12 protein-coding genes are annotated in these 13,639 nt (G+C 73.0%); 3 read left to right on the plus strand and 9 right to left on the minus strand.

What is annotated here, in order from left to right; genetic code table 11:
* Nucleotides 1-40 precede the first annotated feature (40 nt).
* The gene (locus tag AACH10_RS15740) at nt 41-814 is read right to left on the minus strand and encodes an SOS response-associated peptidase (RefSeq protein ID WP_341411401.1); all 774 of its coding nucleotides are present in this window, start codon (nt 812-814) and stop codon (nt 41-43) included.
* 199 nt (nt 815-1,013) lie between these two features.
* Here AACH10_RS15740 and AACH10_RS15745 point away from each other — a divergent pair, with 199 nt between their 5' ends.
* On the plus strand, nt 1,014-1,328 hold the full coding sequence (locus AACH10_RS15745; RefSeq protein ID WP_341411402.1) for a hypothetical protein: 315 nt from the start codon (nt 1,014-1,016) through the stop codon (nt 1,326-1,328).
* Here AACH10_RS15745 and AACH10_RS15750 read toward each other — a convergent pair.
* From AACH10_RS15750 to AACH10_RS15770, 5 genes are all read right to left on the minus strand, one after another.
* A complete protein-coding gene (locus AACH10_RS15750) occupies nt 1,311-2,048 on the minus strand; it encodes a phosphatase PAP2 family protein (protein ID WP_341411403.1) in 738 nt (245 codons plus the stop codon). The two genes, AACH10_RS15745 and AACH10_RS15750, sit on opposite strands and share 18 nt — an antisense overlap.
* A 4-nt stretch (nt 2,049-2,052) precedes the next feature.
* A complete protein-coding gene (locus AACH10_RS15755) occupies nt 2,053-2,637 on the minus strand; it encodes a DUF3299 domain-containing protein (protein ID WP_341411404.1) in 585 nt (194 codons plus the stop codon).
* Between the two features lie 64 nt (nt 2,638-2,701).
* Nucleotides 2,702-4,078, minus strand: coding sequence for an ABC transporter permease (locus AACH10_RS15760; protein WP_341411405.1), 1,377 nt, complete (start codon nt 4,076-4,078; stop codon nt 2,702-2,704).
* Nucleotides 4,075-4,842 carry an ATP-binding cassette domain-containing protein gene (locus AACH10_RS15765; RefSeq protein ID WP_341411406.1) on the minus strand — a complete coding sequence of 256 codons (768 nt, stop codon included), beginning with the start codon at nt 4,840-4,842 and terminating at the stop codon, nt 4,075-4,077. Before AACH10_RS15765 ends, AACH10_RS15760 begins: the two co-directional genes overlap by 4 nt.
* 69 nt (nt 4,843-4,911) lie before the next feature.
* Nucleotides 4,912-6,159 carry a glycerophosphodiester phosphodiesterase family protein gene (locus tag AACH10_RS15770; protein WP_341411407.1) on the minus strand — a complete coding sequence of 416 codons (1,248 nt, stop codon included), beginning with the start codon at nt 6,157-6,159 and terminating at the stop codon, nt 4,912-4,914.
* 251 nt (nt 6,160-6,410) lie between these two features.
* On the opposite strand from AACH10_RS15770, the gene AACH10_RS15775 reads away from it, so the two are divergent.
* On the plus strand, nt 6,411-6,611 hold the full coding sequence (locus AACH10_RS15775) for a hypothetical protein (RefSeq protein WP_341411408.1): 201 nt from the start codon (nt 6,411-6,413) through the stop codon (nt 6,609-6,611).
* A 146-nt stretch (nt 6,612-6,757) separates the two neighbouring features.
* Here the strand turns inward: AACH10_RS15775 and AACH10_RS15780 are convergent, their stop codons facing one another.
* The gene (locus AACH10_RS15780; protein WP_341411409.1) at nt 6,758-8,197 is read right to left on the minus strand and encodes a methyl-accepting chemotaxis protein; all 1,440 of its coding nucleotides are present in this window, start codon (nt 8,195-8,197) and stop codon (nt 6,758-6,760) included.
* A gap of 321 nt (nt 8,198-8,518) precedes the next feature.
* Between AACH10_RS15780 and AACH10_RS15785 the strand changes: the two genes are divergently transcribed.
* Nucleotides 8,519-9,835, plus strand: a complete 1,317-nt coding sequence (locus AACH10_RS15785) for a DUF4397 domain-containing protein (protein WP_341411410.1) — start codon at nt 8,519-8,521, stop codon at nt 9,833-9,835.
* A gap of 37 nt (nt 9,836-9,872) precedes the next feature.
* Here AACH10_RS15785 and AACH10_RS15790 read toward each other — a convergent pair whose 3' ends face one another.
* Nucleotides 9,873-11,102: a hypothetical protein gene (locus AACH10_RS15790; RefSeq protein WP_341411411.1), complete on the minus strand. Its 1,230-nt coding sequence runs from the start codon at nt 11,100-11,102 to the stop codon at nt 9,873-9,875.
* On the minus strand, nt 11,099-13,615 hold the full coding sequence (locus AACH10_RS15795) for a hypothetical protein (protein WP_341411412.1): 2,517 nt from the start codon (nt 13,613-13,615) through the stop codon (nt 11,099-11,101). The genes AACH10_RS15790 and AACH10_RS15795 overlap by 4 nt, the downstream gene beginning before the upstream one ends.
* Nucleotides 13,616-13,639: the final 24 nt, after the last annotated feature.

Raw genomic sequence — 13,639 nt, forward strand, 5'->3', positions numbered from 1 at the left:
AGGATAGCAGCGCGCAGCCGCTGACGGCGGGTGGCGGCGCTCAATCCCCCGCGGTGGCGGGCGGTCGGGTGGCACCGGCGCCGTCAGCGCCATCAGCGCCATCAGCGCCATCAGCGCCGAGCGGCTCGATCAGCGCCGGCCCCTCGTTGCCGGCGCGGCTGACGGTGCGCGCCACCGGCCAGGTGCGCAGGGCATCGGCCACCTCGCTGCGCCCCTGCAGCAAGGGCGCCAGCGCGTCCACGTCCTGCAGGTCGCGGCGCAGCCAGGTGGCCCAGTCGTTGGGCGCCAGCATCAGCGGCATGCGGTCGTGGATGGGCGCCATCACCGCGTTGGCAGCGGTGGTGATCACGCAGCAGGTGAGCAACCACTCTCCGTCTTCGCCTGCATCGGCCGGACGCCAGGCCTCGAACAGCCCGGCCATTGCGAAGAACGGCGCGTCGGTGGGCGAGATGTAGTGCGGCTGCTTGAACGGCTTGCCATCGGCGCCGGTGGCCGGCGTCCATTCATAGAAGCCGCTGGCCGGCAGGATGCAGCGCCGCCGCCGCAGCGCCTGGCGGAACGAGGGCTTCTCGGCCACGCCCTCGACGCGCGCGTTGTTCAGCTTGGCGCCGATGCTGACGTCCTTGGCCCAGTGCGGCACCAGGCCCCAGCGCATCGGCTCGCACACGCGCTGGCCATCGCGGGTGTCGTAGACCACTGGCACCGGCATCGTGGGGGCCACGTTCCAGCGCCGCTCGAAGGGCTGGATGCGGGTGAGGCTGAAGCCCGAGACGAGCGTCTGCGGGTCGTAGGCGACGACATAGCGGCCACACATGGCGGGGCTCCCGGGTGATGGGGGGGGGGAGGCGGATGGACGGGGACGGCAGGGGGGATGGTGGCACACCCCCGCCGGAGGGTGGAGGTGGGAGGGCTGCACAGGGTGCCCCCGCCGGCCCCACCGCGGGGTGATGGAGGGCCGGCAGCCGGGCCGACAAGATGCCGCCCATCGATGCCACCGCCGTGAGGAGCCCGCGATGAACCTGCTGCCCCAGCCCCTGCGCCGCGTCTTCCACCCCTTCCTGGCCCTGGCTGGCGCGCCGGTCCAGGCGCCCGCCCCGGCGCCGCTGCTGCAGGCGCCGCCGCTGGCCGAGGAACCGGCGCATGCCGAGGCTCTGGCGCAGCAGGCGGCCGAGGCGCTGGCCACCCGCGGCTGCGGCTGGTTCGATTCGAGCTACGAGCTGCGCCAGGGCCTGGCGGTGAGCGAATGCGCGCTGGCCGACTGGGCGGCCTGGGCCACCGCCACGCTGGACACGGTGCGGCTGGAGCCCTCGTCAGCGCAGCTGCAGTGAGGGCGCCGGCGCACGCACGCCGGCCGGCGCGGCCTGCGGCGCGTGGCGGTGCAGCATCCAGCGGTGGAAGGGCGCTGCGCGGCCCGAGGTGGCCAGTGCCAGGCGGGTGACCCAGTCGTGCGTGCGCGGCGCCGGGGCTGCGGCCACGCCCAGGGCCAGCAGGCCACCCAGCGCCAGCGCCGCACCGCGCACCAGGCCGGCGCCGGCCTGCCGCGGCCAATGGCCGGCCAGCAGCACCGCGCCGCTGGCCAGGCCCCCCAGCGCAGCGCCCGACAGCACCTCGCTCCACGAATGCGCGCCCACCGCCACCCGCGAGACGGCCACCAGCGCGGCCAGCCCGTAGCCGGCCAGGCTGCCCGCCCCGCCGCGTGCCGGCCACCAGGCGGTGACTGCCAGGCGCAGCAGCGGCGGCCAGACCGCCGCGGCGAACATCGCATGGCCCGAGAAGCCGGTGAAGTCCAGCGCCGGCAGGCCCCAGCCGTAGCCGAGAAAGGCCACCTTGCTGGCCGTGGTGAGTGTGGCCGCCAGCGCGGTGGCGGCCAGCCAGCCCAGCGCCGTGCGCGCCTGGCCGGGCCGGCGCAGCAGCCACAGCACCGCCAGCGCCATCAGCGGCAGCAGCAGCTGCGCCTCGCCCAGGCGGGTCAGCAGGTGCCAGGCCGGTCCGGCATCCCCCCCCGCCGGGGCCAGGCCCGGCGCGGCGGGGCTCAGGGGCGCACTCACCGGCTCAGCGCGCCGGCGCCTTGTAGCGCTCGACCTGGGCCGCCTCAAGCCGGTAGCCGCTGGTGCCCATCGGCGAATCGCCGCGCTTGGCCTTCAGCACGCCGCTGACCCACACCGTGTCCATGCTGCGAAACCCGGCCGCCGGCTTGGCCGGCACCACCAGCACGATCTGGTTGGCCGGCGGCGGCGGCGTGTGCACGCAGGCGCCGAAGTACGGCACCAGCAGGAACTCGGTGAGGCCGGCCTTCTCGTCCTCCAGCGGCACCACATAGCCGGGCAGCTTGACCTTGATGCCGTCGAGCTGGGCCTCGGTGGGCGCGTTGTCCCAGGCCTCGCGCAGCAGGCGCATCAGGTCCTGGGCCTTGGGATCGGTGTCCTGCAGCTGCGCGGGGTTGGCGATGCCGCGGTCCTTGAGCTGCTTCATCGGGTCCCAGCCCTTGGGCACCAGGTCGTCCCAGCGCAGCTCGGTGTAGCCGCCGGGGCCGGGCTTGGTGAGCGGTTGGGCGGCGGCCAGGCCGGGCCACAGCGGCAGCGTGGCCAGCGCGGCCAGGCCGCTGCGGCGGGTGAGGAGCGAACGGTGAGCGGTCATGGGGTGATCGATGCGCGACGCGCAGCGAAGTTCAAGGGTTCGGGGCGGCCCGCGGGTGCAGGGCTCAGATCCTGGGCGTGAGGCCGTCGGCCAGCGACAGGCGGTAGGCGCGCCAGCCCGGCACCAAGCTGGCCAGGAAGCCGCCGGCCAGCACCGCGGCCATCAGCGTCCATTCTGCGCGCCCCGGCCAGGCCAGCTGCAGCGAGATGCCATGCTGCGCCTGCACCCAGGGCGCCAGCGCAGCCACCGACAGCGCGCAACCCAGGGCCCCGAGCAGCACGCCCAGGCCGGTGACCAGTGCGCCTTCCAGCGCCAGCAGCGCCAGCATCTGGCGCGGGCCGGCGCCCACGGCGCGCAGGATGGCCAGCTCGCGCCGGCGCTCGTTCAGACCGGCCAGGATCACCGCCACCAGGCCGGCCAGGCTGACCACGGCCACCAGCGCGCTCATGGCCTGCAGGCCGCGCTCGCCCAGCGCCACCACGTCCCACAGCTCGTCCAGCGCCACGCCGGGCAGGATGGCCAGCAGCGGCTCGTCGCGCATCGCCAGCACCTCGCGCTGCACCGCGAACACCGCGGCGCGCGTCTTCAGCCCCACCAGCGCGGCGGTGACGGTGCTGGGCAGGGCCGGTGTGTCGGCGTGATCGTCGTGGTCGTGATCGTGGGCATGGTCGTGCCCCGGCGCGCCATGCGCGGGCCGGGCCGCGGGGGGCGGCGCGGCCGGCGCGACCGGCGTGGCCGGCCCGGCCGGCATGCGCATGCCGCTGGCCCAGTCGCGGTGGATGGCCTCCACCGCCGGCAGCGGGATGTGCACCGTGCGGTCCACCGGCGTGCCGGTGGCGGCCAGCACGCCCACCACGGTGAAGGGCTGGTCGTCGTGGTCGTTGTGTGCCATCGCGCCGTCGCCATGCGCCAGCACGATCTTCTGGCCCAGGCCGTAGCCCAGGCGGCGCGCCACCTCGGCGCCGATCACCGCCTCGTGCACGCCGTCGCTGGCGCCCGCCGCGTCTGCCGGCGCATTGCCGAACGCGCGGCCCTGGGCCAGCACCAGCGGCTGCCGGGCGCCGTAGCGGAAGTGCTCGAAATAGCCCGCCGTGGTGCCCAGCACGGCAAAGCCGCGGTGGCTGTCGCCCAGCGACAGCGGCACCACCCAGGCCACGGCACGGTGGCGGGCGATGGCCTCGGTGCTGGCCAGGCGGATGCCGGTGGCCGGGTTGCCGATGCGGAACACCGAGTACAGCAGCAGCTGCACCGCGCCCGTGCGCGGGCCGACGATCAGGTCGGTGCCCGACACCGCCTGCGAGAAGTTCGCCCGCACGTCCACGCGCAGCCGCTCGATGCCCAGCAGCAGCAGCGTCGACAGCGCGATGGCCGCCAGCACCAGGCCCAGCGAGAAGCGGCGGTTCCAGGCGCTGCGCGCGGCCAGGCCCAGCAGCGGGGTCATGCGCCGGCCTCCTGGGCCGGCGCTGCCGCCGCTGCCGCGGCGTTCAGCGTCGGCAGGTCGGCCACGCGGTCGAAGTGCGCGGCCAGGCGCGCATCGTGGCTGACGAACAGCAGCGCGGCGCCGGCCTCGGCGCAGCACGCCAGCAGCAGGGCCATGAAGGCCTCGCGCCGGTCTTCGTCGAGCGCCGAGGTGGGTTCGTCGGCGATCACCACCTCGGGTGCGCCGATCAGGGCCCGTGCCGCGGCCACGCGCTGCTGCTGGCCCACCGACAGGCGGCCGGCCGGCTGGCGCCACAGCGCCGCCTCGAGCCCGCTGCGCGTCAGCAGCTGCTCAGCCGCGTCGGGTGCGGCGCGGCGGGCGCGTTCGGGCGAGAAGCGCAGCGGCAGGCGCACGTTGTCCAGCACCGACAGGTAGGGCAGCAGGTTGAACTGCTGGAAGATCACGCCCAGGTGCGCGGCACGGCGGCGGTCGCGCGCGGCGGCGCCGAGCGTGCGCCAGTCCTGGCCCAGCAGGTCCACCTGGCCGGCATCGGCCAGCAGCACGCCCGCGGCCAGGGCCAGCAGCGTGCTCTTGCCGCAGCCGCTGGGGCCGCGCAGGAACACCCGCTCACCGGCCGCCAGCGTGAACTGCGCGATGGCCAGCGTGTCGCCCGCGCGCGGCGCGGCGCCGGGCCAGCGGTAGCGCACGCCGCGCAGGGACAGGGCGGCAACCGGCGGGGTGGCCGGCACGGTGGCCGGCGGACGATCCGGGGGGGCGGTGGTCATGGGCCGCGCATCCTACCGCCGGCCGGCGGCCGCCGGATGACGGCCCACTGCGCCGCCGGCGCGGGCCGCTCAGCCGCGGCGGCGCCGTGCCAGCGCGCCCAGCGCCACCAGGCCGCCCAGCATCAGCGCGTAGCTGCCGGGCTCGGGCACGGCGGCCAGCTGGCGTGCGGCCACGCCGGTGTCGGCGAAGTCGGTGAACACGCCGTCCACGCCCAGCTGCATGTAGTAGGCCATCTCGGCCTGGGGGTCGGCGAAGCCGTAGCCGCTGGCGTCGTTGCGGAAGGTCCAGGTGTGCACCAGCAGGCCGGCGGCATGGGCCGCCTCGATGACACCGGTGGAGCCGTCGACGCGGCGGTCGTTGATGCCGACACTGCCGTCGCCGGTGCGGTCCACGCCATCGGCCACGGTCTTCACCAGGTAGGGCTTCCAGGGGCCGATGCCGTCGGCATACAGCTTCACCGCGGCCAGGCCGGCGGGCGTGAGCAGGTCGGCGAAGGTGGTGCTGCCACCGGCGGCCGCGATGTCGTAGGGCTGGGCATAAGGCGCCACCAGCGACATCGAGCCATCGGCATTCACGTCGTCGGCATCCACCAGCTGCACCAGCTTGATCTGGGTCTGGCCGTTCAGGTACTTGAGGTTGGCGGTCTCGAAGCTCTGGATGAACACCGGCGCGCTGGCCGTGTTGCCATAGGCGGCGTGCAGCGTGCTGACCAGCTTGTCCTCGAAATAGGTGGCCGAGAAGCCCAGGGCCTGTGCCTGCTGCGCCATGTAGGTGCTGTGCTTGAGCTCGGGGTAGATGCCGATCGTGCGGCCGGTGGCCAGGCTCTGCGCCTTGGCCAGCGCGATCACCTCGTCCAGCGTGGGGATCTTGAAGTCGCTGTCATACGGCGTGACGTTCTTCGTCAGGTCCACCGTGCGGCCACGCGTCTGCACCGCGTTCAGGCTCTTGATCTCGGCCAGCGTGAAGGTGTCGGCGAAGTAGGCCGTGGTGCTGACGCCGTCGAGCAGGCGCGTGGTCTTGCGCTCGGCGCCGAACTTCGAGGCCACGTCGGTGGTGCCGTCGAGGATGGGCTCGTGGCGGGCGATCAGCACGCCGTCCTTGGTCAGCACCAGGTCGGGCTCGATGTAGTTCGCGCCCAGCTGGATGGCGGCGTAGTACGAGGCCAGCGTGTGCTCGGGCCGGTAGCCCGAGGCACCGCGGTGGCCGATGACGATGGGCGCGGCGCCGTCCAGCGTGTTCCAGGTGGCGGCCTGGGCCGGCAGGGCACAGGCGATGGCGGCGGCAACGGCCAGGCTGGCCGCGACAAAGGTCTTCATGGGCTTCCTCCAGGGGTGACTGCGTGCCCTGGGCGTCCGGCGCACCGCCTCCACGCGGCGCACCGGCTCCCCGCCCGGCACGGCGGCCAGCCTAGCCAGCACCGATGACCGGGGTGTGACCGGCGCTTCGTCGCGCACCGCTGCGGTTCGTCGTGCGTGGCGTGCGCCCCGTCGCGCCGGGCTGTCGGCCGCTGCAGCCGCTGCCTAGAGTTCAGCCCATCGACACCGCCACACCGACCCAGGAGCCCGCCATGACCCCCCTTCGCCTGCACCACCACCTGCTGTCCATCGCCCTGGCCGCCACGGTCACGCTGGGCCTGCTGGCCGGGGTGGGCGGCGTGGCCCACCACGAGGCCCACAGCGGCCTGGCCGCGCAGGCCCAGGCCGAGGTGCAGGCCCAGGCGCTGCGCCTGGCCAGCTCGGCCAGCGCCGGCGCCCTGCCGACGCTGTGAATGCGCGGCGCCTGAACGCACGACGGGCCGCATGCGCGGCCCGTGTTCCCAAGACTCCTCTGCCTGAGTCCCCGTGATCCGGGGCGGCACTTGCGGTCCGGCCTGTGTGCCGGACCTTTTTTTCGTGCGACGGCTGGTGTGGTCGCTCAGGCCAGCGCGTGACCCTGGCCGGTGCGGAAACGCGCGATCACGTCGCCCAGCTGCGCGGCCTGGTCCTTCAGGCTCTCGGCGGCGGCGGCGCTCTGCTCCACCAGCGCGGCGTTCTGCTGCGTCATGCCGTCGAGCTGGGTGACGGCCTGGTTGACGGTGCCGATGCCGGCGCTCTGCTCGCTGGCCGCGGCGCTGATCTCGCCGATGATGTCGGTGACACGCTGGATGCTGCTGACGATCTCGTTCATCGTGCTGCCGGCGTCCTGCACCAGGCGCGAGCCGGACTCCACCTTCTCGACGCTGGCGCCGATCAGGCTCTTGATCTCGCGTGCGGCCTCGGCGCTGCGCTGGGCCAGGCTGCGCACCTCGCCGGCCACCACCGCGAAGCCGCGGCCCTGCTCGCCGGCACGCGCGGCTTCCACCGCCGCGTTCAGCGCCAGGATGTTGGTCTGGAAGGCGATGCCGTCGATGGTGCCGATGATGTCGGCGATCTTCTTGGACGCGTGGTTGATCTCTTCCATCGTGCTGACCACCTGACCCACCACCTGGCCACCGCGCTGCGCGACGTCGGCGGCCGAGCCGGCCAGCTGGTTGGCCTGGGCGGCGGCATCGGCGCTCTGGCGCACGGTGCCGGTCAGCTGCTCCATCGAGCTGGCCGTCTGCTGCAAGCTGCTGGCGGTCTCTTCGGTGCGCTGGCTCAGATCGGTGCTGCCGCTGGCGATCTCGGTGCTGGCGGTGCGGATGTTGCCGATGGCCTGGCTGACCCGGCCCATCGCGCTGCCCAGACGCAGCAGCGCGTCCTTCAGCGCCTGGCCTTCGCGGGTGCGCACCGGAATGCCGTCCACGTCCAGCGCCATCGCCTCGCTGTCGGTGCCCAGGTGGCCCACCAGCTGCGCCATCTCCTGCGCGGCGTTGGCGGCATTGCGCATCATCTGCGCCATGAAGATGCCGAAGCCGCCCTGCAGCACCACGTAGCCGGCGTGCAGCACCACCTTGCCGAAATCGGGGGTGGCCATGCAGTACACGCCCACGCCGGCCGCCTGCAGGCGGTCGAAGGCGACGTGGTGCACGGCGATCAGGCCGGCGGCGGCCACGATCGGCTTCCAGTCGCGGTAGACCAGCAGCAGGCCCAGCGTGACGAACACGCCGAAGTGGAATTCCAGCGTGCCGCGGCCCAGCTGGATGTGCAGCGCCACGCTGGCCATCAGCGCCAGCGCCAGCACGATGCGCGAGCCCGGCGTGCCCGGTGCACCCAGCATCGCGCCGGCGCCCACCGCCGCCAGCACCACCGCACCGACGATGGCCGTGCCCAGCTGGCCGTAGGTGGCGCCCACGCCCACGGCGAACAGCGCGCTGAACAGCAGCACGCCGAAGATCAGGCGGTCGGCCGTGGTGGACAGGGACAGGGAAGACTTGTTGCTTTGCGGATCAGGCATGGCGGAGCGCTCTCGGGAGTCGGACATTGGCTGGGGTGGTGTGCAGGCCCCCCGCTCCCGCGGATCCGGCCCGGACGCCAACCTTGCTTCGTCACTATCGGCCGCTGGCGCGCACCAAAAGAGGTCGAAGACCGCGCGCAATCCATGGCTTTTTCACGCCCTGGCACGGTCGGCGCGCCAGATGACCCCGCAAACAGCGCCGTCGAGGGCTTTTCCCGCCGCACAGCCCCTTTACACACCAGCATCACTGCGCAAGCCCGGCTTGACAGCGCCCCGCTGCAATCGGGCGCTTGTCGATTCAACTGTAAAGAGAGATTACCCATGCGGTGGATGGTGCGCGCGGCAGGCTGGCTGGCGCTGGCAGGAACGATGGCCCTGGCGGCCTGTGGCGGCAACAGCTCGGACGACGGCAACGCGCAGCTGCGCCTGCTGAACGCGACCAACGGCTACCCCACGACGACGGCTGGCTACGCCACGCTGGACCTCTACATCGACGGCGCGCGGCAGAGCAGCAACAGCGGCTTGGCCTACGGCACGCCCGGCAGCTACCAGGGCGTGAGCACCAGCGATTCGCGCCTGACCGTCATCACCGCCGGCGGCCAGACCACGGCGCTGTCGAGCTCGTCGCGCAGCTTCACCAAGGACACCTCGTACACGCTGATCGCCTACGGCTGGGCCGGCGCGCTGAAGACCGCGCTGCTCGAGGAGAACACCGACGCCGCCGATTCCGGCAAGAGCAAGCTCACGGTGCTGAACCTGGCCAGCGACGCCGGCTCGGTGGACGTGTACGTGATGGGCACGGCCGACTCGCTGGACAGCGCCACGCCGCTGGCCAGCGGCGTGGCCGGCGGCAGCAGCGTCTCGTCGCTGAACCCCGGCGTGGGCACCTTCCGCGTGGTGGTGACCGCCGCCAACGACAAGAGCGACGTGCGCCTGGACGCCACCGGCCTGACGCTGGCCAGCACCCAGGTGGGCACGCTGATGCTCACCTCGGGCTCGGGCGGCACGCTGGTCAACGCGCTGATGGCGGTGCAGAAGGGCACGGTCACGGCGCTGAACAACACCAAGGCCCGCGCCCGCGTGGTGGGCTCGGTGTCGGGCAACGGCAAGGTGACGCTGCAGACCATGGGCGCCACGCTGGCCGCGGCCGCCACCTCGCCCAGCATCGGCAACTACACGCTGATCGACGGCTCGACCTCGGCGCCGGTGACGGTGAGCGTCAACGGCACCGCCGTGGCGGTGGCCAACCAGGCCCTGGTGGCCGGCGGCGACTACACGCTGATGGTGTGGGGCGATGCCTCGGCGCCGCAGTTCACGCTGGTGACCGACGACAACCGCCTGCCGAGTGTGACCAGCAACGCCAAGCTGCGCCTGGTGCACGGCGTGGCCGGCCTGAGCGCCCCGCTGACCCTGGCCGCCGACTTCAGCGCCGTGGCCAGCAGCGTGGCCCAGGGCCAGGCCTCGGCCTGGGCCAACGTGACGGCCAGCACCTCGATGCGCCTGGAAGTGACCTCGCCGCTGACCAGCACGCCGCTGTGGACGCTGACCGACGCCACCATCTCCGCCAAGGGCCTGTACACGGTGTTCATGCTGGGCGACAGCAGCGCACCGCAGGCGGTGCTGCGCAAGGACCGCTGACTGCGGCCCGGGGCGCGCGTGCCAGGCGCCGCGCCGCTCAGAGCGCCTGGCGCCAGGCCAGCGCCCACACGCGTGAACGGGCATCGCCGCCCAGGCGGTCGGCACCGGCCTGCAGGCTGAGGCCCCGCCAGTCCACGCCCAGCGTCAGGCGCCGCTGGTGCAGCTGCCATTCGGCGGCCAGGCCCAGGCCGGTCCAGCCGGATGCGGTGGCCGAGGCGGCCGGGCGCTGCCAGGTGAGGCTGGGCAGCGCGGCGTGCCAGCCGGGCACCGTGTCGAGCCGGCCGCCCAGGCGCTGACCATCGGGCAGTTCCACGCCGGCCGCCAGCGCGGCCCGCCAGGGCTGCCAGCGGGTGACGGTGGACTGCCGGTTCTGCCCCTGGATCAGCGGCGCATAGACCAGGAAGCCGTCGGCATCGGTGCCGGCGGTGGCGGTGTCCAGCGTGGCCTGCTGCTGCGGCAGGCCGCGCCAGCGCAGCCAGCCGCCATCTCGCAGCGCCAGCCGGGCCCAGGGGGTCCAGCCCGCCGGCGAGGCCTCGCCCTGCCAGTCGACCCGCCCCGCCAGCAGCAGGCCCGCGCCATGGCGCCCGGCCGGTTGCTGGAAGGGCAGGTTCAGGCGGTTGTCGGCCTCGTTCGAGGCCAGCGCGAAGCCGTAGCGCTGCGTCGCCGCGTCCAGGTGCACCGGGCCGTCGATGTCGCGCTGCCGCCAGCGGCCCAGCGCCAGCGCCTGCACCTCCCAGGCCGCCTGCCAGCGCCCCGGCGCGGGCACGAAACCCAGCGCCTGCGCGCGGCCCAGGGCCAGCCCGGCGCCGGTGAAGGCGCGCAGCCGCACGCGGGTCTGCCAATCGGTGTCGGCCGCCAGCGTGTGGCCGCGCGCCACCTGGGCGGCCAGCGCCAGCGCATCGTGCGAGGCCACCAGCGTGGCCTGGCTGCGCGCCAGCACGGCGATCTGCCAGCCATCGAAGGCGCCGCCGCGCTGCTGCCAGCCCAGGCGCGCCTCGTCGTCGATCTGCGCCAGGTTGTCGCCGGCACGCGGCGACACCTGGGCCCATTCACGGCGGTGCCAGTGGCCACGGCCCATCAGGCCCAGCGCCAGCGCATCGGCATGGTGGTCGCTGCGCAGGCCGAACGTGACGACGCCGCCGGCGGAAACCTCCGCGGCGGCGTCGTTGTCGGCCGCCGCGGCGGCACAGGCCACCGCGGCGCAGGCGACCGCCACACCGGCCGCCCGCCACCGGGGGCGGCGGGCGTGGGTGGCGGTGCGGGTCACAGGCCGATGTCCAGCGAGATGAAGCTGCCGTCGGTGAAGGTGAGCACGCCGCTGCTGACCGCCAGCGTGCCGATCTTCGAGGCGTCGCCCAGCCACAGGTCGGCGCTGGAGGCGCCCGCGGTCCACTTCAGGGCCAGGTTCGAGGTGGCTTCGGTGAGCTTGAAGTCGGTGACGTCGCCGGCCGCGTTGCGGCTGCCGGTCAGCGACACCACGGTGCGCGGCGTGCCGCTGACCAGGGTGCGGTACTGCATCGTCAGCCCGGTGGACCGGCCGGCTTCGCTGTCGCTGATCCAGCCCGAGCCCATGCTGAGTTCCAGCGTCGGGCGGTTCGGCGCGGTGATGGTGCCGACGAAGCTCAGGTCCACCTGGTAGCTGTTGCTGGTGCTCTTGGCCGCGGTGGCGTCGTAGCTGGCCATGCCGGTGCCGGTGTAGGTGAGCACGCCCTTGATGAACTCGGTGGTCGTGCCGCCGCTGATCGTGCGCAGCGCGCCGCTCAGCGTGCCCTTGGTCGGTGCCAGCACGTTGCCGCTCTTGTCCCAGGTGGTGTCGGTCAGCGAGAGCAGGCCCTCGAACTCGGCCGAGGCGTTGGCGAACATCAGGTTCAGCACCATGGCGCCCGCGGTGTGCGCGCCGGAGGCCGTGCTGCCCGCGGTGCCAGGCTTCACTTCGTAGCCATTGGCGTCGAAGCTGACCGGCAGCTGCATCAGGCTGCTGGGCTTGAGCGTGACCGTGGACACCGTGGCGCCGGCCGCGGTCTTGGCCACCAGCGAGCCGCTGGCCGCGCTGCTCACCGTGCCGTCAGCGTTCAGCGTCTGCGTGCCCTCGAAGGCCAGCGTGTGCTTGAACGCGCGGGTGTCGATGCGGGTGGTGCCGTTGACGAAGGCCGCCGGCAGGTCGCCGGCGATCACCAGCTTGGTGATGTCACCGTTGGTGCCGCTGAGCGTGGCCGTGGCCGTGCCGCTGAACTTGCCGTAGTCGGCGCTGCTGGCATCGGTCTGCAGCGACTCGTTCAGCGTGAGCGTGCAGCCGCTGGTGGTGCAGGTCTGCACGCGCTTGCGCGCACGCGTCACGTAGCTGTAGGCGCCGGCACCCTTGCCGTCGGCCGGCGGGGTGATGGTGAAGCCATGCCGCCACTCGGTGCGGACGGTGCTGCCGCCGCTGCTGGTGTAGGTGACGTAGTAGCGCGCGCCGCAGCCGATGAAGTTGGCATTGGCCGGCCCGGTGGCGGGCTTGGTCGTGTCCTCGTCCTGGTACACCGTGCAGCCGGCCGGGTAGGCGTTCTGCTCCGACAGGTAGCTGCCGTCGGTGTAGACCTGGCTGCTGTCACCGCGGCTGACGCCGGTGGTGGTGGCCGGCACGCGGCCGGCCTTGTAGTCGTTGTAGAAGTCGATGCCCATCGCGATGGCACCCACGTCCTTGGCCATCACGTCGACCGGCACGCGCACGTCGCTGAACGCCTGGCTGAACGCATAGGCCTGCTGGTTCACGGCGCCGCTGGCGATCGAGCTGGCACCGCCGGTGCTGAACATCGCGGTCCAGTCGCTCTTGATCTGCGTGAACATCAGCTTGGCCGCCGCGATGGCGGTGGCCACCGCGTCCGCCACCGGCGTGGTGCCGCTGCTGGCGGCCGTGCAGCTGGTGGTGCAACCCAGGTTGGCCACCACGGTGGCCAGGCTGGACGAGCTGACGCCCGCGCTGAGCGTGGTGTCGGCCAGCACGGTGCTCACCGCGCTGCTGAGGGCCGACGACACATTGGTCGTGCCGGTCTCGAGCTTGATGCTGGTGGTGGTGGCGGCGCTGGCCAGCTTCTCGACCACGCACTGGGTCTTGGCGCCATTGTCGCCGGTGGCGCAGCCCAGTTCACCGCTGTTGGCCATCTGCGCCACAGCGGTCAGCATCACGGCGAGCTTCTTCTCGTCCTCGCTGGCGGCGGCGCTGACGCTGGCGGCCGGGGTCACCTTGGTCGGGTCGAAGCCCAGCAGCTGCGTGACGGTGGACACCGCCTGCGTGGCATTGGTGGCGGTGACGCCGCCGCTGGCCTTCACGGCAGCCGCCACGGCCATCTCGCTGAAGGGCGTGACGCTGGCCGTGGTGCTGGCGCTGGCGGTGCTGGGTGCCACCAGCACGCTGCGCATGGCAAAGCCCGAGGGCAGCACCTTGGCGGTCTTGAGCACTTCGTCCACATGGGTGGTGGTACCGTCGGACTTGGCCGACACCTTCACCACATAGGGCTGCGACTTCGGCACCTTGAACACCGGCAACGTGTACTTGCCGCTGCTGTCGGTGGTGGTGCTGGCCAGCACGGTGCTGGTGTCGACGCTGCCGTCGGCCTTGACCGGATGCACCTTCACGTCGGCGTTGGCCATCAGGCCCTTGGCGGCCGTGCCGCTCAGCGTGATGCTGGCATCGGTGTCCTGCGTGGTCGCAATCGGATCAGCGGTACCGCCTCCGCCGCCGCAGGCGGTCAGCAGGCCGGCACTGGCCAGCAGGGCACTCAGGGTTTGCCACTTCATTTATTCGAACTCCCTTGGATCACC

Origin of the sequence: Pseudaquabacterium inlustre (genome assembly GCF_038066595.1) — a bacterium.
GTDB lineage: Bacteria > Pseudomonadota > Gammaproteobacteria > Burkholderiales > Burkholderiaceae_C > Pseudaquabacterium > Pseudaquabacterium inlustre.

What these genes read in the sequence shown, in the direction of transcription:
- AACH10_RS15740 (WP_341411401.1), bottom strand. Translation starts at nt 814, where the DNA reads ATGTGTGGCCGCTATGTCGTCGCCTACGACCCGCAGACGCTCGTCTCG.
- AACH10_RS15745 (WP_341411402.1), top strand. Translation starts at nt 1,014, where the DNA reads ATGAACCTGCTGCCCCAGCCCCTGCGCCGCGTCTTCCACCCCTTCCTG.
- AACH10_RS15755 (WP_341411404.1), bottom strand. Translation starts at nt 2,637, where the DNA reads ATGACCGCTCACCGTTCGCTCCTCACCCGCCGCAGCGGCCTGGCCGCG.
- AACH10_RS15760 (WP_341411405.1), bottom strand. Translation starts at nt 4,078, where the DNA reads ATGACCCCGCTGCTGGGCCTGGCCGCGCGCAGCGCCTGGAACCGCCGC.
- AACH10_RS15765 (WP_341411406.1), bottom strand. Translation starts at nt 4,842, where the DNA reads ATGACCACCGCCCCCCCGGATCGTCCGCCGGCCACCGTGCCGGCCACC.
- AACH10_RS15770 (WP_341411407.1), bottom strand. Translation starts at nt 6,159, where the DNA reads ATGAAGACCTTTGTCGCGGCCAGCCTGGCCGTTGCCGCCGCCATCGCC.
- AACH10_RS15775 (WP_341411408.1), top strand. Translation starts at nt 6,411, where the DNA reads ATGACCCCCCTTCGCCTGCACCACCACCTGCTGTCCATCGCCCTGGCC.
- AACH10_RS15780 (WP_341411409.1), bottom strand. Translation starts at nt 8,197, where the DNA reads ATGCCTGATCCGCAAAGCAACAAGTCTTCCCTGTCCCTGTCCACCACG.
- AACH10_RS15785 (WP_341411410.1), top strand. Translation starts at nt 8,519, where the DNA reads ATGCGGTGGATGGTGCGCGCGGCAGGCTGGCTGGCGCTGGCAGGAACG.
- AACH10_RS15795 (WP_341411412.1), bottom strand. Translation starts at nt 13,615, where the DNA reads ATGAAGTGGCAAACCCTGAGTGCCCTGCTGGCCAGTGCCGGCCTGCTG.